Here is a 23699-nt window from a genome sequence, read left to right as displayed (position 1 = left end):
AGTATGCACTTTGAATGATAGATGAATTTCTAGATTGGGTAGTATGTTTAAATTAAAAGGCGGATGCCTTTATAGTTTAATAGTTTACTTGTAGATAAAGATGTGCTTGTAGATAATGATGATATTAATGCTCTAGCTATGTTTATGTAGATCTATCTACAACGCTTCAGTTGTCGAAACTAAATATTTAACCATCCTTGTTTAATACGATAATAAAATTTAACGTTGTTTATACATCTTTCGCAATGCCTTGATTATAAAATCTGACACTTTTGATAAAAACCGCATTAAGTTGTTCAGTGTCTATATGTTCACTATAATAGACGTATTGAGATCAAGATGATAATGTTATTTATTAATATATGGAATGATTTTGTAAACTAAAAGTTATACTTTAGAGGTTATAGCTTTAATAGTTCAGCTATCTTATTGATGTTAACCACTTAATTGACTTAATCCTAGCGCCAATACCAAGCCGATGGCAGTACTGATACCTGACCAGTGGTTACTTTTCTTAAAGGCTTCAGGGAATAGCTCAGTCGCCAATGACGCAATCACGGCACCTGCGGCAAAACAGTCTATTAAACTTAAAGTGGATCTTGGCACATCGCGGAGTAGTAAGTTACCGGCCAATGCAGCTATTGATAATAAAACAGCGGCACCAATCCAGGTAAGCATAATAGTCTTAGTGCTACTGCCTTGATCCTTCATTTGTTTAGCGCCGCCCGCTGCCTCTGGCAAATTCGACAGCAAAATAGAACCAGCTAACGCCGCAACTTGCATAACATTACCCGAAATTAAAGACACCCCAAGTGCTAAGTTTTCTGGAACTCCGTCCAAAGTGACAGCCGCTAGCAATCCCATGCCTCCTTGGTCTTTTAATCGAGTATCTATCCAGTAATCCACACTGGTAAACACCACCGCCCCTAGCATCGTAAAAACGGCAACTAACCAAAGTCCCGACTCTCCCACGGCAGGCTGTAGCATCTCTAAAGCAACCGATAACATCAAAGCACCGCCGGCCAACGCCAGTAGATTACCTTGAACCCAATCCGGAAATTTCCCTTTAGCACCCCATAGTGCCCCGACGATTAAGGCGCCTGAAACGACCAATATTACTAAGAAAACCATCATTAGTGGGTAAGTCCTTATCGTTAGAGTAAAGGTTCAGTCCTTCCTACATTAGATAGTAATTTATCTGTTTGTACTAAATGACTTTAAGTTAAATTGTGTAAAGGGACTCAAAAATTTGATTATTTAAAGAGCTGGAAAAAAGAAATTACAATCCTTTAGAACAAAAAAACGCCAGCGATAGCTGACGTTATAAGCCAAGATCAATAAACGTTTTAAGTTTACGTTTAAAGCGAACGCTCAAAATTAATGCAATTAATATATTGTCCTCGTTAATCTAGGAATGCTTTAACTCCGAACCTCACCATGACCATATACAATCCACTTTTGCGAAGTAAGACCATTTAGACCCACTGGGCCACGGGCATGAATCTTGTCGGTTGAAATACCAATTTCTGCACCTAAACCATATTCAAAACCATCTGCAAAGCGACTAGAGGCGTTAATCATGACACTGGCTGAGTCTACTTCACGGATAAAGCGCTGTGATTTGCTGTAGTTATCTGTGATGATGACATCGGTATGATGACTGCCGTGCGTATTAATATGAGCGATAGCTTCATCTAAGCCGTCAATCACTTTCACGGCTAATATAGGTGCCAAATACTCAGTATCCCAGTCCTCTTCATTGGCCTCACTTAAGTGGCCTGCAAGCTTAGCGTTGTCATTTAATATGGCTTTAGCGGCAGCATCTAAACGAAGCTGCATGGCATCGTCAGCCTCAATAATGGCCTCGGCAATCTTAGGAAGTAGCTCATCGGCCACCGTTTGATCAACCAATAAGGTTTCCATGGTATTGCAAGTGCCATAGCGGTGGGTTTTAGCATTCACGCTCACTTTAATGGCAATTTCGGGATCAGCGTCACTGTCAATAAAAGTGTGACAATTGCCATCTAAATGTTTGATTACAGGAACGCGAGCATCTTTGCTAATACGTTCAATGAGACCTTTACCACCTCGCGGGACAATAACATCGACATAGTCGGTCATAGTAATAAGTTCACCTACCGCAGCACGATCGGTAGTTTGTAGTACTTGAACTCCATGCTCAGGTAAACCGGATTCTTTTAGACCTTGTAGTATGCATCTGGCAATCGCTTGGTTTGAATCAAACGCTTCGGAGCCACCACGCAAAATAATGGCATTACCAGATTTTAGCGCCAACGAAGCGGCTTCCAGCGTAACGTTAGGACGAGATTCATAGATCATACCCACTACGCCTAGCGGTACACGCATCTTACCCAACTGAATACCAGATGGGCGGTAGGTCATATCAGTCACTTCGCCAATAGGATCCGGTAAATTTGATACATCTTTTAAACCTTGCAGCATGCCATCAAAACGCGCATCGTTTAACTCTAACCGGTCAAGTAAGGCAGGGTCTAAGTTATTATCATATCCGTTGTTCATGTCGATTTGATTGGCAGCTAAAATCTCAGACTTTGACTGTTTTAATTTTTCGTAGATACAAAGTAGAGCAGTGTTTTTGGTATTGGTATTTGCAGCCGCTAACTGTCTCGAAGCAGCTCGAGCCTGTTGGCCTACTTGCTGCATATATTGCTTGACGTCATTAATATTCAGCGTCATTTATAATCTCCAATTTTTCTATAAAATGGTTTTAGCATTAAGCTCATTCATTCTTTGTCTATAACATAAAGCAGATAGGGATAATAGTAAAGCTGAATGCAAGCTATATCACTCATTAAGATGCTTTTAAAATTGTAAATATTGATGATTTCGATAATGACATTTCAATAAATTGATATATAATTAAAAAATATCTGAAGCATAAGATCAAAAAATAAATATAATAAAATGTTTCAAATTTATTAAATGATAATCAATAATTATTAGTACTACATAAATCAACATAAACTGCTACGAAAATATCTATTTTATTTTTTCAAATGTAATTAAAATAATCGTTAACAACCTTGTTAGACAAGATATTTTAAAGGTTCTGATACGTACTGGTAATAGTTACACAGTATATAATTGATACTAATTTGATTTAAATGAGATTTATTAATTTAAGTCTATTATTGAAATTATTAACTAAGTACTATTATGATTTCAACTTCACTGGAGATTGGATTTTTAGCTTGTTTATGACTAACATCCTTTAAATCTATCATTTTAATTTATTCCGAATCTTTGTATATAGAGGCAAATAACATGAAAAATTCTAAGGCATCACTTTTAGCATCAGTTTTAGCAGTTAGTGTTTTAGGAATGGGTTTGACAGCTTGTAATAAGAAAAAAGCTGAAGAAACTCCAGCTGCTGAAACAACTGCTCCAGCTGCTACCGATACTGCTCCAGCAACTACTGAGCCAGCTACTACTGATACTGCTACTACCACTACAACAACTGATACTACTACGGCTGCTCCAGCTGACGCAACAGCTACTGATGCTACAGCTACTGCAAGTGCTCCTATGGATAGCACTACAGCTGATGCTGGTACTGCAGATGCTTCAGCAGCAGATGCGGGTACTGCAACAGCAGATGCTAGCACTGGTACAGCTGACGCTTCTCAATAATATTTAGTTCTAGCTAAAGATTCATATTAAGTTATTATTTTATGTTTTTTTAGTTTAAGAATTACTGTTATCTGATTTGTTGTCTATTAAACGCCCTTTTTATTGCCTCTTATGTGTTGGCAATAAAAAGGGTTTTTTAGTTTTAGGGATTAAATTCTGCATATACGGATTTATTCTTAATAAAGCCTCAACATCCTTAATTTTTGAATCTTTTCTAAGTTTTATTACTTTGATTATTATTGTTTTTTGCATCACAATTCAAATAGTGCCATAGAATTAATATAAAAATTAATACTAACGCCAATTTTGTTATATTAGTCTATTACTTAGTTTTAACCATATGGCTTTTAAAAGATTTGCTTCTACAATAGATTTTAAGTGACAATACGCGCTTATTGTTGATATGCTTAATTTTCACCTTATTCTACTTTTCCTTTATTACATTTATTTTCTTTCGGACTCACGTTATCTCTATGCCACATTCAACTTCTGATCGACCTATTGCACTAGATTTGCAAAACATCCATAAAAGCTACGGCTCACTTGAGGTATTAAAAGGAGTCTCACTTACTGCTTATGATGGCGACGTTATATCTATCTTAGGTTCTTCAGGTTCCGGTAAATCGACTTTGCTGAGGTGTATTAATTTACTTGAAAAGCCAAACCAAGGTACGATCACTTTAGGAGGTGAGTCACTGAATCTAGTAGCAAGTAAAACTGGAGAGCTACAAGCTGCTGATAGAAGTCAATTAGAAAAATTTCGGGCTCGCGTCGGCTTTGTTTTTCAAAACTTTAATTTATGGCCAAATAAAACTATATTACAGAACATTATTGAGGGTCCAACCCAAGTCCTTAAGCTAAGTAAAGCCCAAGCTATTAGTGAAGCCGAGCTGTTATTAGATAAAGTAGGTCTACTTGACAAAAAAGAGGCATATCCTGCAAATTTATCAGGTGGTCAACGTCAGCGAGTAGCGATTGCTCGAGCACTTGCCATGAATCCTCAAGTATTATTATTTGATGAACCGACTTCTGCTTTAGACCCGGAATTGGTAAATGAGGTGCTGGCAGTTATGCGAGATTTGGCAGCGGAAGGTCGCACTATGTTAATCGTAACTCATGAAATGCGTTTTGCTCGTGATGTGTCATCTCATGTGGTCTTCTTACACGAAGGTCGTATCGAAGAAGCGGGTACACCCGAACACATCTTTGAGAACCCAACTTCACCACGCGTTCGTGAATTTATGTTTTCACACCTTGGCAGTGCTAATAAACTTTAACGGTCTAAATAAAGTATTAAGTTGATAAAGCTATTGAAAAGTAAATAGTTTTTTTGAATTTTAAATTTGTCTAATTAGCAGCATATTTGGATATAAAGGCAGATAAAAAAAGAGTTTTATTTGTTTTTAAATAGTATTTAAGGTATTATTTTTTTGTATCAATTTGCAATATACTGTAACGCTATATACTTTCTAGTATGAATCTTGCATTCTTAAACTTATAAACTCATGAATAATATTGCATTTATTAGTCATGAATATTAAACATGAATTTTAAACATGAATATTAACCATTAAGTAAGTTAAGTACGGTATGCAAACTTTGAATTAATTTTATTTTATATTCCTTTATATCTATACCATTATATAAGTCATTTAAAGACATAAATTTTCTTTAAGCTTCATAGTTTAAACCTATTAGCTAATTCGATAGCAATGCTTAAGAGTTAAGTTTGATTTGGATTCGAAAGCTTTATTTTGTTGTATATGACTTATATTTATACTATCACTGCTTCTTATTCATTTTGAGAGACCGTTGAATGAAAATTTTAAAAAATGCATCTAAATCAAGCTTTAGCAACTTAATCAAACCTATCGCTGCGTTAACTATGGCGCTTTCAATGTCAGTAGCCATGGGCTGTAGCGATAAAAATAAAACGGGTGAGTCAGATGCAGCGGCCTCTGATGCAACACAAGCAATAAAAATTGCCACTGAAGGGGCATACCCTCCGTTTAACGCTACTGATAAAGATGGCAAGTTAGTAGGCTTTGATGTTGATTTAGTGAATGCGCTTTGTGATGAGATGAAAGCAAAATGTGAGGTTGTGGCTCAAGACTGGGATGGTATTATTCCAGGTTTAAAAGCTGGTAAATATGACGCTGTTATCGCAGGCATGTCTATTACCCCTGAACGTGCTGAACAAGTAGATTTTACCGATTCCTATTTCAAAAACTCGTTAGTTTTCGTTGCCAAAAAAGGCTCTACATTGAATCCTGAAGATAAAAAAGCTTTAGAGGGTCTAACGTTAGGCACACAGCGTGCTACTATTGCTTCACAATGGTTAGAGCAAAACTTACCCAATACCAAAACCAAATTATATGACACTATTGGCGATGCTTTTTTAGACTTAGAAGCGGGTCGTTTAGATGGGATTTTATCTGATACCGCACCGGTGGTGAATTGGTTAAGCACAGGCAAGTCAGATTTTGAAATAATTGGCAATGAAATTGATAACAATGACAACTTTGGTATTGCTGTACGAAAACAAGATCCTTTAAAAGACAAATTTAATAAAGCACTTGCGACTGTAAAAGAAAATGGCAAGTATGATGAGATTAAAGGTAAATACTTTAAATAAGTAATATGAATTTTTGTAAGATAACCAAATCGTTGGATTGTCATTTATAGACCAACAAATTTTTTAAAACTGTTGCGTTAAAAGCCCAAAAGCTATAAATGTATAGGCCGGTTAACAGGTTAGCGTAACCGGCCTTTATTAATCTTTAACACTCTTAGGATAATAATCACGTGTTTGATTTGCAAGGGTTCGGCCCTCTTCTACTTAGTGGCGCCCTCGTTACTATCAAACTGGCTATTGTCAGTTTGATTTTTGGCATGATACTGGGCCTATTGGGTGCCTCTGCTAAGTTATCTAATGTCTGGATATTTCGTAAACTCGCTACTATATATACGTCTACCATGCGAGGGATACCGGAACTATTACTGGTGCTATTTATATATAACGGTGGCTTTATACTGCTAAATGCCATCTTTAATAAATTTGGTTATCACGAGTATATAGAGTTCAGTCCTTTTTTAGCTGGTGTAATGGCGTTATCCATAGCTTTTGGCGCTTATGCTACCGAAGTATTTCGTATGGCAATGCAAGAAATACCAATTGGTCAACGTGAGGCGGCTGAAGCAATAGGTATGCGGCCAATGCAAATCTATTTTCGTATCACTATGCCTCAATTTTGGCAGTTGGCATTGCCAGGACTCGGTAATCTATTTTTAGTACTGTTAAAAGATACGGCTTTGGTTTCTGTAGTAGGCTTGCAAGATATCATCTTCCAAGCGGATCGCGGCAAAGAAGCCACGCAACAGTCTTTCACATTTTATATGGCAGCTGCTATTATTTATTTAGGGCTTACTGTTATTATTACTGGAATAGTTATGTGGTTAGAATGGCGTTCTAATCCTGCTGCAAGATATGCCAAAAGGCTTAATAAGCAGTCCTCTATATTTCCTATTAACCTGATGAAAGGGTAGAGTGGCCACATGGACTGGAATTGGAATGTAATTTTTGAATCATTTCCCAAATTATTAGAAGGCGCAGTTATAACCATTGAGTTGGTGGTATTGTCTGGTATTATTGGTCTTTTTTTTGGTTTTGTTTTTGCATTAATGCGATTATCAAAGAACAAACTGCTAAAGAGCTTTGCCTTTTTATACATATTTTTCTTTCGTGGTACGCCATTACTGGTACAAATTTATTTAATCTATTTCGGCTTTCAGCAGTTTGAATTCCTAAAAAACTCTTTTCTATGGGAACCTGTATTTAAAAATGCCTTTTGGTGTGCGATTATTGCCTTTACCATGAATACAAGTGCGTATATTGCAGAGATCATACGAGGTGCAATATTAGCTATTCCAGAAGGAGAGCTTGAAGCCGCAGATTCTATAGGTATGTCAAATATACTAAAGTTTAAGCGTATTGTTTTGCCCCGTGCTTTTGGGATTATGCTACCAGCATATAGCAATGAAGTCATCTTTATGCTCAAAGGCAGTTCACTCGCTATGACCATAACTTTGTTCGATATTACAGGTATAGCAAAGACGATCAGTGCAAAAACCTATACCAATATGGAGCTTTACTTTGCTGCCGGTATTATTTATTTAGTATTAACTTGGGTTATATTGTTAGTATTTCGTATGGCAGAAAAGCGCATGAATCGTCATATGAACTATGTTCCACCCGATGTGATGACTAAAACTGTATCCTAGGTTTTACATAACGAGTGAAACATTATAGTTTGCTTAGTACGATAAACGTTTAGCGTAAGCTATAAAAGATAACCAGTATATGTAGATGCTGGTTTTTTTTATTGATGACATTACTTGAAAATCTATGATATAAAAACTATGAGTTTAAAATTGCTTCTACACTGCTTCTAGTATGAATTCAATAAATAGGGATATAGATATGAGCCAAAATATTAGTAACACCTATAACGACGGCTTTGATAATCAAAAAGATGAGAATGTGCCTAGCAAGTTCTCTATAGGCAAAGTGGTTTGTGTGGGTAGAAATTACGCAGCTCATGCCGCTGAGCTAGGCAATGAAGTTCCATCTCGTCCTATTTTATTTATTAAACCCGCCTCTTGCGTGATTAATAACGATCAACCTATTGCCAGTCATGTCATAGATATGCCAAGAGACACTGTTTATAAAGTGCATTATGAAGCTGAATTGTGTGTTCGTATTGGACAACCTTTAAAGTGCGCAACCGTTGAGGAAGTTAAAGCCTGTATAGGGCTAATCGATGGCGTTACCCTAGGTTTAGATTTAACCTTACGTGATCTACAAAGTGAGCTTAAAGACAAAGGTCATCCTTGGGAGCGGGCTAAATGTTTTGATGGCTCGTGTGTTCTGGCAGAGTGGGTAGCGCCTGATGTGTATGGGGACTTTAGCGCAGTCAATTATCAGCTATATATCAATGATAAATTAACTCAAGATGGCAAAACTGAATGGATGCTTTTTCCTTTATATGACCTATTAAGCGAAATTAGCTATACATTTAGTTTACAACCTGGTGATGTAATTATGACAGGCACACCCAGTGGGGTTGGGGTATTAAATGCTGGAGATAATTTAACCCTCAAATTGGGTGAACACCACTGGCAGTCAAAGGTTATATAACATCTAATCCTCTACAGTTATTTTAGGCTGTTTTTTTTGTTTTTCCATAAAACCGTCGTTAAGTCTAAATGACGGTTTTTTTATGGATTCTATTTTATATAGCTATATAGGTCAATGCTAAGTCCATGGTAGGGCAATTCTAGGTTAATGCTATTTGTCTTGTCATATTTAAGTCATAAAAGTTTAAACTAATTGTCACTTAATTAAATTAATATAAGAAAATGTTTCGTTTAAGCAGTTTTTTGTAAATTTGTTTAAAGATTACTTTCACTAAGTCCATATTATAAATATTGAGGAATAAAAATGACCCAAGTAGCTGATCATAATAGTGAAACGAGTATCCATAAGGAAGTCAATGACGCAGCCAATCGTCTTTTAAAAACATCAGCCACGCGCAGAAAGGTTTTAACCTTTATGGCAGGTGTACCTATGCTTCCTTTAGCAGGGTGTGCCACATCTGCTACGGTCAACAAAGCTCCTAAAAACTCAGCTTTAGCACCACTGACTAAAGCTGTTAAACAAGTTAAGTTTATTGGTATGGAAGCGCCTTCACTAGCTAATCCAGAGCAGATGGCTACTGTCTATGTTAATTCAAAAATGCAAGCTGACTTCACAGACGGCAGTAAGCAAGTATATGACTTGGATTATACGCCTTTTTTCATCACTGGTGATATGGTACCAAACGGACTTGGTGGAACCACTCGCGCAGGTCAACTATATGATATAAATAACAAACCGCTCTATGATGCGTCTGCAGGCGAACCGGTACCTTTTTTCTCTAACTGTCCAGATGGAACCTCATTGTTAACCGTAAAAGGTGCAAACGTTGCTGGTGTTAAGGGCAATACAGTGTTTGCTGTAGTACAGTTTGAATATGCAAGTATGAACCGTGCTGGTAAAGAAACTTGGGGTCGTCTGCCTTCTCCTATCGCAGTGTTAACTTTGGATCAAAACCCAAGCACTGGCGAGCTTAAATTAGTTAAGTATCATAACGTAGACACTTCACCTGTGCATGGCTTATGGATTACTTGCGGAGCGTCATTATCGCCATGGGGTACTCACTTATCTTCAGAAGAATATGAGCCGGATACACATAACTTAGCCAAAGAAGATGATGGTAAGTTCTTAGATTTTAGTAAAGCATTATATGGCGATCAGAATAAAGCCAATCCATACCATTATGGTCACCTGCCAGAAGTGTTTGTTAATCCTGATGGCACCGGCTTTGTTAAAAAGCATTATAACCTTGGTCGTATCTCACATGAGTTGATTCAAGTGATGCCGGACGAGCGCACTGCCTTGATGGGAGACGATACAACCAACGGCGGTCTATTTATGTTTGTTGCTGATAAACCTCGTGATTTATCTGCAGGTAATTTATACGTAGCAAAAGTCAATCAGACAACTCCTAAAGGCGTAGGTACTGGTGAGTTTGTCACCCAGTGGATTCATTTAGGTCATGCTACTAGTAGTGAAGTTGAAGCAATGGCTAATACCTTTAAGCCAGATGACATCATGAGTGTTAAGTACGAAGACCCAAAAGATACTAGCTATACTAAGATTTATTACAATGGCAAGGCCAACTGGGTTAAGTTAAATACCAATAATCAGTACGCAGAAAAAGCAGCTGCTTTCTTAGAAACGCATCGTTATGCTGCCTTAAAAGGCGCTTCAATGGCCTTTACTAAAATGGAAGGAACGACGGTTAATGCTAAGGACAAAGTGGCTTACTCAGCTATGTCCAGAATTGAGAAATCAATGGTTGATCCAGAAAAATATGGTGATTATGGCTTAAAAGTTGCACAGAATAAGTCTGGTGCAGTCTATGCTCATAAGTTAAGCGGCGGACAAGCAGCCATAAACAATAATACGGCTATTAATTCTGAATGGGTACCAGTATCCATGTCAGTACCACCTAATTTAGCAGGTCAAGATATTGACTCTGATAATCTAGGCAATAAATCACATCCAGACAAAATATCTTGCCCTGACAACCTTAAGTACTCTGAAAAAATGCGCACCTTATTTATCGGTGAAGATTCAGGTACTCACGTCAATAACTTTTTGTGGGCTTATAATGTAGACACTCATGAGTTAGCACGCATTTTATCAACGCCTGCTGGCGCTGAATCTACTGGCTTACATGCGGTTGATGAGGTTAATGGCTTTACCTACATCATGAGTAATTTTCAGCATCCAGGTGAAGGTATAGCAGAGAACGCTAAAGTTGCTGGAATAATTTTACCATTAATTAAGCGTAATTATAAAGATACTTATGGCGCTGCGGTTGGCTACTTGGGACTTAAGATATAATTAGTTTAATGCAAATAATAAGCTGGATTAAATAGCAAAATCAGCTTATATATAATAATTAAAATGGATTTTATTACAAAAACCTCAAATGTTTAACATTTGAGGTTTTTACTTTATGACATATTCAAGCTACTATGAATACTCTACCTTAATTAATTTTGTAAGAATTATGACTAAATCTAAGCCTGTTGAGAGCTATAACTTATATGAAGCTTGTGAGCTAATTACTGCATCTCATCCTGTATTCTTAGATGAGTTGCATGAAAAATTGGACTCGCTCAACACACTAGATGAAGATGAAATTGTAAAACTAGCTGCAGCAGACACTGGGAATCCTCGTAAGAATACACCCCTCACATTTGAAGATGTTTTAGAGGGTCTAACCCACCTTGCTACCACAGGGGTGCTAGAAGTTACTGAGATTATAGAGTCCTTACATTCTGAGATTTTACTAAGACCATTTGGGCGCTTTAGTGAGGACTATTTGACACGCTGGCAAGGTGGCCTCACCCGTCAGTTTTATAATGGTATGCGTCACATAGTGCAGCAAGTAGGGACTGGCGTTACTGAAACTAACGTCAAATTGACCCGTAAAGCCTTAAGGCAATACAGTGACCGTGTTTTGCCTGATACTTTAAAGCAATTAGTAAATGTTGTTAACGGTATCATTGGCGATCATTTAATTACTCAAAATAGTCCTTTAGCGCTACCGATGATTATCTATGATAGATATGGTCAGCCTTTAGGTAATCCAATCTCTGGTAGAGTTGTTTTATTAAGCCACGGTTTATGTCTAAGTTATTTGAGCTGGCATCCTTGTGAAGAGGATAGTTTGGGTGAAAACATCGCTTTGGCTCTACCAAAAACCACAGTGCTTTACCTTGATTATAATACTGGTAAGCGTATTTCACAAAATGGTCGCCGGTTATCGCAGATGATACAGGAGCTTATTGAAGACAATCCAGACATTACTCAGATTGATCTCATTGGCTATAGTATGGGAGGGCTGGTCTCTCGAAGTGCGCTGTTTTATGCTGAACAAGAACGATTAGATTGGATTGATCGTGTTGGGAATTTAGTCACTATAGGCACACCGCACCAAGGCGCAATGCTTGAGCGTATTGGATACTATGTATTAGATGTTATTGGGAAAGTGCCTTTTGCTGCATCATTATCAAAAATGGGCAATATTCGAAGCGCAGGTATTATTGATTTGCGTCACGGCAGTATACGTGATGAGGATTGGAAATATCTGAAACAACGTGATGTGCTACCTGAAGAATTCCGTCATCCTACTAGTTTGCCACGTCATGTGAGGGCTTTCTTTATTTCAGGCTCAATAGTAGAAGGGGTCTATGATTCTAAAGCCACCAATTTAGTTGGCGATGGTTTGGTAACTATCGAATCAGCGTTAGGAGAAGCCGGTGACTTTCATACGTTATATGTACCTGAAGGTCATAAGGGTATCTTTTACGGTGTTAATCATATAAATCTTCAATATGATAGCCGTGTACACCAGCAGGTTATACAGTGGTTAAATGACAATGGTAAAATGGATTCTGCCTTAATGCCACGTATTGAATCTTTTGTTGACGATGACATAGAAGTAGTGGTCTAAGTCTAAAAAGCGGATTGAAGTTAAGAAAGCATATTAGAACATAGTTCATATAATGAACTCGGTAAAGATCGCTCTATATTAAAAAACCTCCTAAACTTATTTACTTAGGAGGATTTTTTTTAGAACTTAATAATTTGATTCATAAATTAGGTGTAAATCTACTTATTCAAAAATCAGTTCGATATCCGCCTTATTGAATTTGTAAATCGAACCGCAAAACCCGCAATCCATTTCAAAATTACCATCTTGTTCTTCAATAATCTCTAAAGCTTCCGCTTTACCAATTTGGATAATGGCGGATTCACATTTCTCACGAGAACAAGTGCAACCAAATTCTAAGGCAACTGGATCAGACGCTACCACACTCTCTTCATTATATAAACGATAAATGATTTCACTCGCCTCGAGTGTGGTCAGCTCTTCAAATTTAACAGTTCGGGTAAGTAGGGTTAAACGTGTCCATAAATCGTCATCAATACCTGCTGTTTCGTTTTGTTCTACTTCTTGTATTTCTGCAGCAGTACGAGGCAGCATTTGCACTAAGATTCCGCCGGCTTGTAAACCATCACAGGCTAAGTTAATCAGCGTTGGAATTTGGGCTGACTGTAATTGATAGTGCGCCAGACATTCTGCTAAATTATCGTGGCTTCTTTCAACGATACCTTGGTAAGCCTCGCCTTTAATAGATTGAATATTAATAAACATCACGCCTTTGCCTACTGCACCTAATTCAGAAAAAGCATCGTCAGCAGTAGTTTTGAACGTCCATGCTTGTTGCTGCTCTTCGGTTTCATTTTTCCAACTGGCCAAAGCACGAATAACTCCTGATTGGTTACATTCTGCCATTGCCCAATTTAGTAAACTGGTTTCATCCGAAGATTGTAATTGAATAGATAAAGTTCCGTCAATTTTAAGCGTGCCTATAAGCAAACTAGCCGCTGTCAGCATCTCGCCCAATAGGCGCTTGATTGATTCAGGGTACTCTTTTTGGGCAGTAATGGTAGCGTAGCTTTGTTGTAAGCGCACCACATCACCTCGAACCGGTGAATCTGCGATAAAAAAGCGTTGACGTAAATCAGTAAGTTCGGTCATTTAATATCTCAATCAATTATATAGTACGTTTATCTAAATTATGTTTACATAAATCTATGTATTGCTTAGAAATTAGCACAAATTCAATCAGTGCAAAATAGGCTAAGGGATTAATAACTCTAATAGGTAGTTGCTATTAATAGGTAGTTGTTATTAATTAGTAGCTATCATTGACGGGTAGTTTTTAAAAATGCGGCTTAATAGTCAATTATCATTATGCGGCTTAGAATTAACTTAATAATATTTGGGGGTAATGTTTAATTTATCAATATAAAAATGACTATTAAAGGTAAGTTTTTTAGTGTTAACATACCAAAATGATTACTATTTAAATGGATTTAAATGGATTTAACTATTGGGTTTATGTTTACCTAGTTAGAAATAAGTATTAGTATTAAAGCATCAAAATGTGAATAGTAATCCATATTTTTCTAACATTTTTGACAACGAAAGGATTCGTTATGATTGGTTCTCTAAGCAACTCAAATAGCTGTTCTTCTAACAATACAGCGCTCAATAATTCACAACGCTCTTCAGTATCATCAGAAACCTCTTTATTTGATTTTAAAACCTTACCAAATGTGAGTATGGGTGCAAAATCTTTAAATGCTCCTTTGGCTATAAGTCATGACCGAGGACCAGATACCCCATTGATTGAAACCACTATCGGTGATTTCTTCGATGCTATAGTAGAGCAAAATCCCGACAAAGAAGCACTGGTAGTTTGTCATCAAAATATCCGTTGGACATATCGTGAGTTACAACAAAAAGTCAATCAGTTGGCCAGTGCCATGATTGAAATGGAGCTTGAAATTGGAGACCGCATTGGCATTTGGTCACACAACAATGCTGAATGGTTATTAATGCAACTAGCGACTGCTAAAGTCGGGGTTGTCTTAGTTAATATCAACCCAGCTTATCGTAGCTTCGAATTACAATATGCCATTAATAAGTTAGGGTGCTCTGCACTGGTATTGATGCGTCATTTCAAGTCTAGTGATTATGCCAATATCATTCACGAATTATGTCCAGAGATTTATCATAAACCTTATTTTCAACTTGATTTGGTTGAGATACCTACCGTTGAACGCATCATTTGGATTGATGAGCCAGACACTGATGAAGAATTTGGCTTTATGCAGAAGTTCTCTGATTGGATGAAAGAGGGTGATGCAAATGACCTCAGAGTCGCAGAGCGTCAGGCGAAATTAAAAAACACCGATCCAATTAATGTTCAATTCACTAGCGGCACCACAGGCACCCCAAAAGGGGCAACGTTGACCCATCGTAACATCTTAAACAACGGTTATTTCATTGGCGAGTCAATGGATCTTAGCGCTGAGGACCGTTTGTGTATCCCAGTACCTTTATATCATTGTTTTGGTATGGTTCTTGGTAATCTTGCAATTTTGACCCATGGCGGCTGTATTGTGTACCCAAATGATGGTTTTGAGCCATTGTCTGTATTAAAAGCGGTACAAGAAGAAAAATGCACTGCGTTACATGGCGTACCGACCATGTTTATTGCCGAACTCGATCACCCAGACTTTGATAATTACGATTTGTCGACATTACGTACCGGTATTATGGCCGGCTCAAGCTGTCCAATTGAGGTAATGCGCCGCGTCATTGATGAGATGCACATGAGTGAAGTGACCATTGCCTATGGCATGACTGAAACCAGCCCTGTTTCTTGTCAGACCAATAAAAATACGCCTTTGGAGAAACAAGTTTCTACAGTTGGCTTAGTGCAACCTAACTTAGAAGTAAAAATTGTCGATACTGAAAGCGGAGACATCGTAGCTATAGGCGAAACCGGTGAACTGTTAACTCGAGGCTATTCAGTTATGAAAGGCTACTGGGGCAGCCGTTTTAAAACCCGTGAAGCTATTCAAGATGGTTGGATGCATACCGGTGACTTGGCCACTATGGATGAAGACGGTTATATCAAGGTTGTGGGTCGTAGTAAGGACATGGTCATCCGTGGGGGAGAAAATATTTATCCGGTAGAAATTGAAAACTATCTATACCGTCATCCTAAGATTAGTGATGTGCAAATTGTTGGAGTGCCTGATAAGAAGTATGGTGAAGTATTAGCGGCTTGGATTATTCCTAGAAAAGGCGAGCAACTGACCGAGGCCGAGGTAAAGCAATTTTGTAAAGACAATATCGCTCATTACAAAGTGCCGCAGTACTTCCGTTTTGTGCAGGAGTATCCGATGACCATTACCGGAAAAATTCAAAAATATAAAATTACCGAAATTATGATTCAAGAGTTGGGCTTATAGCTACAATAAGGTTAGGTGGTCACTTTACTAACCTGCCTGACCTGCCTGACCTTTCTGACCTAAATAAGTTTATTGCATTTGACCTAAATGAATAATTAAACTCATAATCATTTATTGTTAAACTTAGAGAAAAATAACGAAAGCGATATCGAAACCTCATATAAGGGATGCCATGAGTGCCATAATTACCAGTAAGCTAAGTCCGAATTCAAAAGAGTTTGCCGAAAATACAGCAGCCATGCAGGCAGTGGTTGATGATTTACACGTGCATTTAAAGAAAATTGCCCAAGGCGGTCCTGAGCATTCTCGAGCTAAGCATTTGGCTCGTGGCAAATTATTACCTCGTGAAAGGGTTGAACGTCTTTTGGATCCAGGTACAGCTTTTTTAGAAGTGGCACCTATGGCAGCTTTTGATATGTATGATGCTGATATCCCAGCAGCAGGAGTTATTGCTGGTATTGGCCGTATTAATGGCATTGAGTGCATGATTTTGTGTAATGATGCGACTGTGAAGGGTGGAACTTACTACCCTATGACGGTCAAAAAACATTTGCGTGCCCAAGAAATTGCCCAAGAAAATAACTTACCTTGTGTGTACTTAGTAGACTCAGGCGGAGCTAATTTACCTAACCAAGATGAGGTATTCCCTGATAAGGAGCATTTTGGACGCATCTTCTTCAACCAAGCCAACATGAGTGCCGCAGGTATACCTCAAATTGCAGTAGTCATGGGCAGTTGTACAGCTGGTGGTGCTTATGTGCCAGCCATGAGTGATGAGTCTATTATCGTGAAAGAACAGGGTACAATCTTCTTAGGGGGGCCGCCACTGGTAAAAGCGGCAACCGGAGAGGTTGTGTCAGCAGAAGACTTAGGAGGCGGTGATGTTCACACCCGTTTATCAGGCGTGGTGGATTATTTGGCCGAAAACGATCTGCATGCGTTATCTCTGGCACGTGACATTGTGGGTAACTTAAACCGCGAGCCAAAGCATATACCGAATCAAATCCAACCAAGACCACCCAAATATGAGTCTAAAGAGCTCTATGGCGTGATTCCTACCGATACCCGCAAACCCTTTGATATTCGTGAAATTATCGCTCGCATTGTCGATGGCAGTGAGTTTGATGAATTTAAAGCCCGTTTTGCCACTACGTTAGTGTGCGGCTTTGCTTATATAGAGGGTATGAAAGTTGGTATTATCGCCAATAACGGAATATTGTTTAGTGAATCGGCGCAAAAAGCCACTCATTTTATTGAGCTTTGCTGTGCACGCAAAATTCCGTTAGTATTTTTGCAAAATATCACTGGGTTTATGGTGGGTCGCAAGTATGAGAATGAAGGTATTGCCCGTCATGGTGCAAAAATGGTTATGGCCGTTGCCAATGCAAAAGTACCTAAATTCACAGTCATAGTAGGTGGCTCATTTGGTGCTGGTAACTATGGTATGTGTGGCCGTGCGTACAGCCCAAGATTCTTATGGATGTGGCCAAATGCGCGTATCTCTGTAATGGGTGGAGAGCAGGCGGCTTCGGTATTGGCAACGGTAAAACGTGACAATATTGAGCGTAAAGGCGGTACTTGGAGTATTGAGGATGAGGAAGCCTTTAAAGCGCCTTATAAAGAGATGTATGAAAAACAAGGCCATCCTTATTATGCCAGCGCACGCTTATGGGATGATGGGGTCATTGATCCTGCCGATACCCGAAAAGTTCTAGCACTTGGGTTAAGTGCTGCTTACAACGCTGAGATTGAAGAGACCAAATTTGGTGTGTTTAGAATGTAAGCTTGAGACATTTTTGTCTTCGTTAATTGTTTAGCCACATCTAAAATTAAGCATAAACATTCAGTTTAAATTGCAGTTTAAAAAGCAGTTGAAAAAACAGTTTAACCACTCATGTATTAACTAACGAGTTACCTATGAATAGCACTAAAAGCCTACCTTCTTCATTAATGGTTCTATCGAAGTTGACCACATTAAAGATTGATGTAGAAGATTATATCGCCACCGTGACCTTAGCGCGTTCCGATAAGCGAAATGCCTTTGATGATGAAGTTATTGCAGAGCTTAACAAGGCATTTACCCAACTTGGCGACAGTGAAGTGGTTCGCGTCATAGTACTGGCAGCAGAGGGTAAGGCATTCTGTGCCGGAGCGGATTTGAACTGGATGCGAGCCATGGCTGATTATAGCCGTGAGGAAAATCTTGCCGATGCCAATAAGTTGGCACAAATGCTTCATACTATTTATAGCTGTCCAAAACCAACCATTGCCGCCATACAAGGCGACGTCTATGCAGGTGGTATCGGGTTGGTAACAGCTTGTGACATTGCTATAGCTGTAGAATCTGCAAATTTCTGTTTAAGTGAAGTGCGTTTAGGGTTGGTACCTGCCACCATTAGTCCTTATGTGATTAGAGCAATGGGGGCAAGGACTGCACACCGTTACTTTTTAACCGCTGAAGTTTTCGATGCGATAGAAGCTGAAAAAATAGGTCTTATTCATCAAAGTGTGGAGCCTCAAAATCTAGAAGCTACAGTCGCTACCATTGCTAAGAAGCTACGTAACAATAGTCCCAACGCAGTTAAAGAATGCAAGCAGTTACTACAGTATGTCGCAGGTCAACCGATTGACAACAAGTTAATTGAGCAAACAGTAGCCGGTATAGCAGATATAAGAGCGTCTGATGAGGGTAAAGAGGGCGTGCAGTCATTCTTACAAAAGCGTAAGCCTAATTGGCTAAGTTAATACTATAAAATTTAAAAAACCGTCAAAAGAATCCCTTTATTGAATTTCAACCAGTAAGATTATTTTGAGACTATAAAGGAATACACCGATAGGGCAGGTTGTAACAATAGCCAATATCTAAGGGAATAGTTATGTTTTCTAAAATTTTAATTGCCAACCGCGGTGAGATTGCTTGTCGTGTGGCCGCAACGGCGAGGCGTATGGGCGTTCGCACTGTAGCGGTATATTCTGATGCCGACCGTTATGCTAAGCATGTTAGCATCTGTGATGAAGCAGTCTATTTGGGCGGTTCTGCTCCAAAAGACAGTTATCTTAGAGGCGATTTACTGATTAAAATTGCGCGAGAGACAGGCGCCGAAGCCATTCACCCAGGCTATGGTTTTTTAAGTGAAAATGCATCTTTTGCTAAAGCTTGTGAAGAGGCCAATATAGTATTTATTGGTCCCTCTGCATCGGCGATTACGGCTATGGGCTTAAAAGCTGAGTCAAAACAGTTGATGGAAACAGCTGGCGTGCCTCTAATTCCAGGCTATCATGGCGGTAATCAAGATCCAGAATTTTTGCTACAACAAGCTGAACGTATCGGTTATCCGCTATTAATTAAAGCCAGTTCGGGCGGTGGTGGTAAAGGCATGCGCTTGGTAGAGCGCCGTGAAGACTTTATTCACTTATTAGAGTCTTGTCGCCGCGAAGCTACTACTAGTTTTGGTAATGATGCGGTACTGATTGAAAAATATGCCCTAAATCCTCGCCATATTGAGATTCAAGTATTTGGCGACAGTCACGGTAATTATGTACATCTGTTTGAGCGTGATTGCTCTGTACAGAGGCGGCATCAAAAAGTGTTAGAGGAAGCACCCGCTCCCGGGGTTGATGATGCGATGCGTCAAGCCATGGGTGCTGCAGCCATTAATGCCGCGCGTGCGGTAGACTATGTGGGTGCTGGCACTGTTGAATTTATTGTTGAGCAGCGTCCGGATGCTGACGGTAAGGTCAAGATGAGTTTCTATTTTATGGAGATGAATACTCGTCTTCAAGTTGAACACCCAGTGACCGAAGCAATTACCAGTATGGATTTGGTGGAATGGCAATTATTGGTGGCAGCTGGCGGTGAATTACCCGTCAAACAGCATGATTTAACCATTCAAGGACATGCTATTGAAGCCCGTATCTGCGCCGAAAATCCAGATAATGAGTTCTTGCCTGCAACCGGCACTTTATTTACTTATCGTAAGCCTGAGCATAGCAAATTTGAGGTTGGCAACATTCGAGTTGATGATGGGGTGGAAGAAGGCGATATTATCAGTCCTTTCTATGACTCTATGATTGCCAAATTAATTGTTCATGCGCCTACGCGTGAGCAAGCTCTAGCCAAGTTAGATCAAGCACTGGCGCATACCAGAATTGTAGGTTTACCTAATAATGTGGCTTTTTTGCGTCATATTTTAGCGACCAAATCATTCAGTCAAGCTAAGCTAGACACGGCATTAATTGAGCGTGAAAAACATGTGTTATTCGATCAACACCCTGTATCTTTACCGCTATTGGTTTCAACGGCAATCGTTAACAAACTTGTAGCTGAACAGCAATCAAAAGGCACCCATAATCGATTATATGATAATGATCCTTTTAGTCAACTGGGCGGTTGGCGTGCCTTTAGCGACTACCAACGTCAGTTTGACTTGTTATTAAACCAAGGTGAAGTTGAACAAGGCTATGTGGCTGTTATTAAGAATATAAAATTTAATACCACATCAAATCCATCTAATAAGGATGGGCAGGTTTTTGACTTAATCATTCAAGCTGTAGGCCATGAGCAGCAAGACAACGTTATAGAACCTAACCTAAACCGGAAAGTTTATGAGGGTTCGGTTGAGTTTAATCCTACAGACTTTGACACTTATATATTGTGGCTAGATGGCCAGCGTAGAAATGTACAAAGCTGGGTAGAAAATGAAAAGGTGCACGTCTTTAGTGAAGAAGGCAGCGGTAGCATCACTTTAATAGATCCTATGGCACATATTAAAGGCGATACTCAAGCTGTAGGTAGTTTAAAATCACCAATGCCAGGACAGGTTGTTGCCTTTAAAGTGATGGCTGGAGATCCAGTAAAACAAGGACAGCCTTTAGCGGTCATTGAAGCGATGAAAATTGAGCATACTATAAATGCTCCCATTGATGGCGTAGTGGCAGAGTTGCTATTTGCACCAGGCGATTTGGTAACCGAGGGCGATGATCTATTACGTTTAGAGACCGAGTAGTGATTTAAATGACCATAACCATTATAAATAAAGAATAAGCCAATGAATTATCCTGATAAAGTAGAAATTATCGATGTTAGTCCTCGCGATGGGCTACAAAACGAAAAGCAAATTGTACCCACTGAGGTTAAATATGAGTTAATCGAAGGCTTAATTGGTGCAGGCATTAAGAAGCTTGAAGCCACTAGTTTTGTGTCGCCAAAATGGGTCCCACAGATGGGGGATAATGATGAGTTAATGCAGCTTATCAATAGCAATCATAACCGTCATCAAGAGGTTTGCTATTCGGTATTAACCCCGAATATGCGAGGATTTGAAAATACTCTGCGCTATTCGCCGGATGAAGTGGTCATTTTTGGTTCAGCTAGTGAGACTTTTAGTCAAAAAAATATCAACTGTAGTATCGATGAAAGTATCGAACGTTTTGCTCCAGTTGCCAAGGCGGCAAAGGCTGCTGGCATCAAAGTACGCGGGGTAATATCTTGTACTGTGGGTTGTCCTTATGAAGGTGAGATTGCACCTAGTCAGGTGGCTTATGTCACTAAACGTTTGGTTGAGAGTGGTGCAGAACATATTGGTATAGCAGATACTATTGGGGTGGGTACGCCCATTAAGGTACAAAATGCATTGAAAGCTGCCATGGACTATATCGATGTGAGTGACATCTCTGGACACTTCCATGATACTTATGGACAGGCTTTGGCTAATATTTTGGCTTCACTTAGCTTAAATGTAGCACAGTTTGATACTTCAGCTGCTGGATTAGGCGGATGCCCTTATGCTAAAGGAGCAACAGGCAATGTGGCAACTGAAGATGTAGTATATATGCTTCATGGTATGGGCATCGAAACCGGTGTGGATTTAGACAAGTTAACCATAGTCGGTCAACGTATCAGCGACTTTTTGGGTCGTAAAAATGGCTCTAAAGTAGCAACTGCATTTTTAAAGCGTCAATAATGCGTAATAAGTTTTAAACTAGTTTAAACCATCTACTAATTTATTATTTCAACAACAAACTACACATGAAAAGGATATTTATGAGTTTACCAGGGCTAGATTTTCAGTTGGGTGAAGACATTCAAGCGCTTCGGGATACTGTCAGAGCTTTCGCAGAAAAAGAAATTATACCTCGTGCTGCTGAGATTGATAGCAGTGACGAGTTTCCAATGGATTTGTGGCAAAAGATGGGAGAGCTGGGCTTACACGGTATCACCGTACCCGAAGAGTACGGCGGTGTTAATATGGGATATGTGGCACATATGATTGCCATGGAAGAGATTAGCCGAGCATCAGCATCAGTGGGTTTAAGCTATGGCGCGCATTCAAATCTTTGTGTCAATCAACTTAAACGCAATGGCACTGAAGCACAAAAGCAAAAATTTTTACCAAATTTAATCAGTGGTGAATTTGTAGGTGCATTGGCGATGAGTGAGACAGGTGCAGGATCAGATGTAACCAGCATGAAGCTACGTGCCGAAGCCAAAGATGGTGGTTATGTCTTAAATGGTAGCAAGATGTGGATTACCAATGGTCCAGATGCGGATGTGATGGTGGTTTATGCCAAGAGTAATCCAGAGTTGGGAGCCAAAGGCATCACAGCCTTTTTAATCGAAAAAGGTATGCACGGATTTGGTACTGCGCAGAAGCTTAATAAACTAGGTATGCGAGGCAGTCATACGGGTGAAATGGTTTTTGATAATGTGTTCATTCCCGCTGAGAACATCATGGGCGGTCTGAATAATGGTGTTCAGGTATTAATGAGCGGTTTAGATTATGAACGTGCAGTATTGGCCGCAGGACCAGTGGGTATCATGCAAGCAGTGATGGACAACGTAATCCCTTATATTCATGATCGTAAGCAATTTGGACAATCCATTGGTGAGTTCCAATTGATTCAGGGTAAAGTAGCTGACATGTATACCATTTTGCAGGCAGGTCGTAGCTTCTTATACACTGTGGGTAAAAACTTAGACATGTTAGATGAGCGTGGTGCAGGACATAGCCGTCAAGTGCGTAAAGACTGCGCCAGCGTCATCTTATGGTGTGCTGAAAAAGCAACATGGATGGCAGGCGAAGGTATTCAAATCTTTGGCGGTAATGGCTATACCAACGAGTATCCATTAGGTCGATTCTGGCGCGATGCAAAACTTTATGAAATCGGAGCAGGTACCAGTGAGATTCGCCGTATGTTGATTGGTCGTGAGCTTTTTAATGAAACCAAATAAAACTTTGGTCAATTAGGTTTAATATTTGGTTTATATCATTTTTTGGATTATTTAAACCAGTACCATAAACGTCCCGTTGTAATGTAGGGACGTTTTTTATTTATGGTGTTTACTGCTGTTACCTCGCGATGCTTAAAGCAAAAAGATGACTTAACTGACAATATTCTAAAAAGTCATTACATTCACCTATAATCTGAAAGATTGAATAAATAATTAAATGGCTTAATTTTAAGTTACTTAGATTAACACATGAAGTGCAATATCAAATGACAGGTGAAAAAAAGACCT

17 protein-coding genes are annotated in these 23699 nt (G+C 39.1%); 14 read left to right on the top strand and 3 right to left on the bottom strand.

The window, feature by feature from the left end; genetic code table 11:
- Nucleotides 1-435: 435 nt before the first annotated feature.
- Nucleotides 436-1134, bottom strand: a complete 699-nt coding sequence (locus tag QZ265_RS03625) for a zinc transporter (RefSeq protein WP_296403501.1) — start codon at nt 1132-1134, stop codon at nt 436-438.
- Nucleotides 1135-1419: 285 nt separating this feature from the next.
- On the bottom strand, nt 1420-2718 hold the full coding sequence (locus QZ265_RS03620; protein ID WP_296403499.1) for a glutamate-5-semialdehyde dehydrogenase: 1299 nt from the start codon (nt 2716-2718) through the stop codon (nt 1420-1422).
- Between the two features lie 588 nt (nt 2719-3306).
- Between QZ265_RS03620 and QZ265_RS03615 the strand changes: the two genes are divergently transcribed.
- The 8 genes from QZ265_RS03615 to QZ265_RS03580 all read left to right on the top strand — a co-directional run bounded on the left by QZ265_RS03615 (nt 3307) and on the right by QZ265_RS03580 (nt 12800).
- Complete coding sequence (locus QZ265_RS03615; RefSeq protein WP_296403497.1) at nt 3307-3672, top strand: hypothetical protein; 366 nt, start codon at nt 3307-3309, stop codon at nt 3670-3672.
- Nucleotides 3673-4145: 473 nt separating this feature from the next.
- Nucleotides 4146-4949: an ATP-binding cassette domain-containing protein gene (locus tag QZ265_RS03610; RefSeq protein WP_296403495.1), complete on the top strand. Its 804-nt coding sequence runs from the start codon at nt 4146-4148 to the stop codon at nt 4947-4949.
- Nucleotides 4950-5488: 539 nt separating this feature from the next.
- Nucleotides 5489-6307 (top strand): transporter substrate-binding domain-containing protein, encoded by an 819-nt coding sequence (locus QZ265_RS03605; protein WP_296403492.1) that lies wholly within the window; start codon nt 5489-5491, stop codon nt 6305-6307.
- A 170-nt stretch (nt 6308-6477) separates the two neighbouring features.
- Nucleotides 6478-7218 carry an ABC transporter permease gene (locus QZ265_RS03600; RefSeq protein WP_296403490.1) on the top strand — a complete coding sequence of 247 codons (741 nt, stop codon included), beginning with the start codon at nt 6478-6480 and terminating at the stop codon, nt 7216-7218.
- A 9-nt stretch (nt 7219-7227) separates the two neighbouring features.
- The gene (locus QZ265_RS03595; RefSeq protein WP_296403487.1) at nt 7228-7953 is read left to right on the top strand and encodes an ABC transporter permease; all 726 of its coding nucleotides are present in this window, start codon (nt 7228-7230) and stop codon (nt 7951-7953) included.
- Between the two features lie 199 nt (nt 7954-8152).
- Nucleotides 8153-8869 (top strand): fumarylacetoacetate hydrolase family protein, encoded by a 717-nt coding sequence (locus QZ265_RS03590; protein ID WP_296403484.1) that lies wholly within the window; start codon nt 8153-8155, stop codon nt 8867-8869.
- A 414-nt stretch (nt 8870-9283) separates the two neighbouring features.
- On the top strand, nt 9284-11182 hold the full coding sequence (locus tag QZ265_RS03585; protein ID WP_296403505.1) for an alkaline phosphatase PhoX: 1899 nt from the start codon (nt 9284-9286) through the stop codon (nt 11180-11182).
- 115 nt (nt 11183-11297) lie between these two features.
- Nucleotides 11298-12800, top strand: a complete 1503-nt coding sequence (locus tag QZ265_RS03580; RefSeq protein ID WP_296403483.1) for a hypothetical protein — start codon at nt 11298-11300, stop codon at nt 12798-12800.
- Nucleotides 12801-12962: 162 nt separating this feature from the next.
- On the opposite strand, the gene QZ265_RS03575 is transcribed toward QZ265_RS03580, so the two are convergent.
- On the bottom strand, nt 12963-13892 hold the full coding sequence (locus tag QZ265_RS03575) for an Hsp33 family molecular chaperone HslO (protein ID WP_296403480.1): 930 nt from the start codon (nt 13890-13892) through the stop codon (nt 12963-12965).
- 587 nt (nt 13893-14479) lie between these two features.
- On the opposite strand from QZ265_RS03575, the gene QZ265_RS03570 reads away from it, so the two are divergent.
- The 6 genes from QZ265_RS03570 (at nt 14480) to QZ265_RS03545 (ending at nt 23411) form a co-directional block, all read left to right on the top strand.
- Nucleotides 14480-16180, top strand: a complete 1701-nt coding sequence (locus QZ265_RS03570; RefSeq protein ID WP_296403503.1) for an AMP-binding protein — start codon at nt 14480-14482, stop codon at nt 16178-16180.
- A gap of 172 nt (nt 16181-16352) precedes the next feature.
- Nucleotides 16353-17963, top strand: a complete 1611-nt coding sequence (locus QZ265_RS03565; protein ID WP_296403478.1) for a carboxyl transferase domain-containing protein — start codon at nt 16353-16355, stop codon at nt 17961-17963.
- Nucleotides 17964-18097: 134 nt separating this feature from the next.
- Nucleotides 18098-18925 carry an enoyl-CoA hydratase/isomerase family protein gene (locus QZ265_RS03560; protein WP_296403477.1) on the top strand — a complete coding sequence of 276 codons (828 nt, stop codon included), beginning with the start codon at nt 18098-18100 and terminating at the stop codon, nt 18923-18925.
- A 131-nt stretch (nt 18926-19056) separates the two neighbouring features.
- Nucleotides 19057-21186, top strand: a complete 2130-nt coding sequence (locus tag QZ265_RS03555) for an acetyl/propionyl/methylcrotonyl-CoA carboxylase subunit alpha (protein ID WP_296403475.1) — start codon at nt 19057-19059, stop codon at nt 21184-21186.
- A gap of 42 nt (nt 21187-21228) precedes the next feature.
- Entirely contained in the window at nt 21229-22143 is a 915-nt protein-coding gene (locus QZ265_RS03550; RefSeq protein WP_296403473.1) for a hydroxymethylglutaryl-CoA lyase, read from the top strand.
- Nucleotides 22144-22223: 80 nt separating this feature from the next.
- The gene (locus tag QZ265_RS03545; RefSeq protein ID WP_296403471.1) at nt 22224-23411 is read left to right on the top strand and encodes an isovaleryl-CoA dehydrogenase; all 1188 of its coding nucleotides are present in this window, start codon (nt 22224-22226) and stop codon (nt 23409-23411) included.
- The last annotated feature ends 288 nt before the right edge of the window (nt 23412-23699 follow it).

Origin of the sequence: Psychrobacter sp., from assembly GCF_018260395.1 — a bacterium.
In the GTDB taxonomy this organism is placed as follows: domain Bacteria; phylum Pseudomonadota; class Gammaproteobacteria; order Pseudomonadales; family Moraxellaceae; genus Psychrobacter.
This window is presented reverse-complemented; position numbering and strand designations above follow the sequence as displayed.

What these genes read in the sequence shown, in the direction of transcription:
- QZ265_RS03625 (WP_296403501.1), bottom strand. Translation starts at nt 1,134, where the DNA reads ATGATGGTTTTCTTAGTAATATTGGTCGTTTCAGGCGCCTTAATCGTC.
- QZ265_RS03620 (WP_296403499.1), bottom strand. Translation starts at nt 2,718, where the DNA reads ATGACGCTGAATATTAATGACGTCAAGCAATATATGCAGCAAGTAGGC.
- QZ265_RS03615 (WP_296403497.1), top strand. Translation starts at nt 3,307, where the DNA reads ATGAAAAATTCTAAGGCATCACTTTTAGCATCAGTTTTAGCAGTTAGT.
- QZ265_RS03610 (WP_296403495.1), top strand. Translation starts at nt 4,146, where the DNA reads ATGCCACATTCAACTTCTGATCGACCTATTGCACTAGATTTGCAAAAC.
- QZ265_RS03605 (WP_296403492.1), top strand. Translation starts at nt 5,489, where the DNA reads ATGAAAATTTTAAAAAATGCATCTAAATCAAGCTTTAGCAACTTAATC.
- QZ265_RS03595 (WP_296403487.1), top strand. Translation starts at nt 7,228, where the DNA reads ATGGACTGGAATTGGAATGTAATTTTTGAATCATTTCCCAAATTATTA.
- QZ265_RS03590 (WP_296403484.1), top strand. Translation starts at nt 8,153, where the DNA reads ATGAGCCAAAATATTAGTAACACCTATAACGACGGCTTTGATAATCAA.
- QZ265_RS03585 (WP_296403505.1), top strand. Translation starts at nt 9,284, where the DNA reads ATGGCAGGTGTACCTATGCTTCCTTTAGCAGGGTGTGCCACATCTGCT.
- QZ265_RS03580 (WP_296403483.1), top strand. Translation starts at nt 11,298, where the DNA reads ATGACATATTCAAGCTACTATGAATACTCTACCTTAATTAATTTTGTA.
- QZ265_RS03575 (WP_296403480.1), bottom strand. Translation starts at nt 13,892, where the DNA reads ATGACCGAACTTACTGATTTACGTCAACGCTTTTTTATCGCAGATTCA.
- QZ265_RS03570 (WP_296403503.1), top strand. Translation starts at nt 14,480, where the DNA reads ATGGGTGCAAAATCTTTAAATGCTCCTTTGGCTATAAGTCATGACCGA.
- QZ265_RS03565 (WP_296403478.1), top strand. Translation starts at nt 16,353, where the DNA reads ATGAGTGCCATAATTACCAGTAAGCTAAGTCCGAATTCAAAAGAGTTT.
- QZ265_RS03560 (WP_296403477.1), top strand. Translation starts at nt 18,098, where the DNA reads ATGAATAGCACTAAAAGCCTACCTTCTTCATTAATGGTTCTATCGAAG.
- QZ265_RS03555 (WP_296403475.1), top strand. Translation starts at nt 19,057, where the DNA reads ATGTTTTCTAAAATTTTAATTGCCAACCGCGGTGAGATTGCTTGTCGT.
- QZ265_RS03550 (WP_296403473.1), top strand. Translation starts at nt 21,229, where the DNA reads ATGAATTATCCTGATAAAGTAGAAATTATCGATGTTAGTCCTCGCGAT.
- QZ265_RS03545 (WP_296403471.1), top strand. Translation starts at nt 22,224, where the DNA reads ATGAGTTTACCAGGGCTAGATTTTCAGTTGGGTGAAGACATTCAAGCG.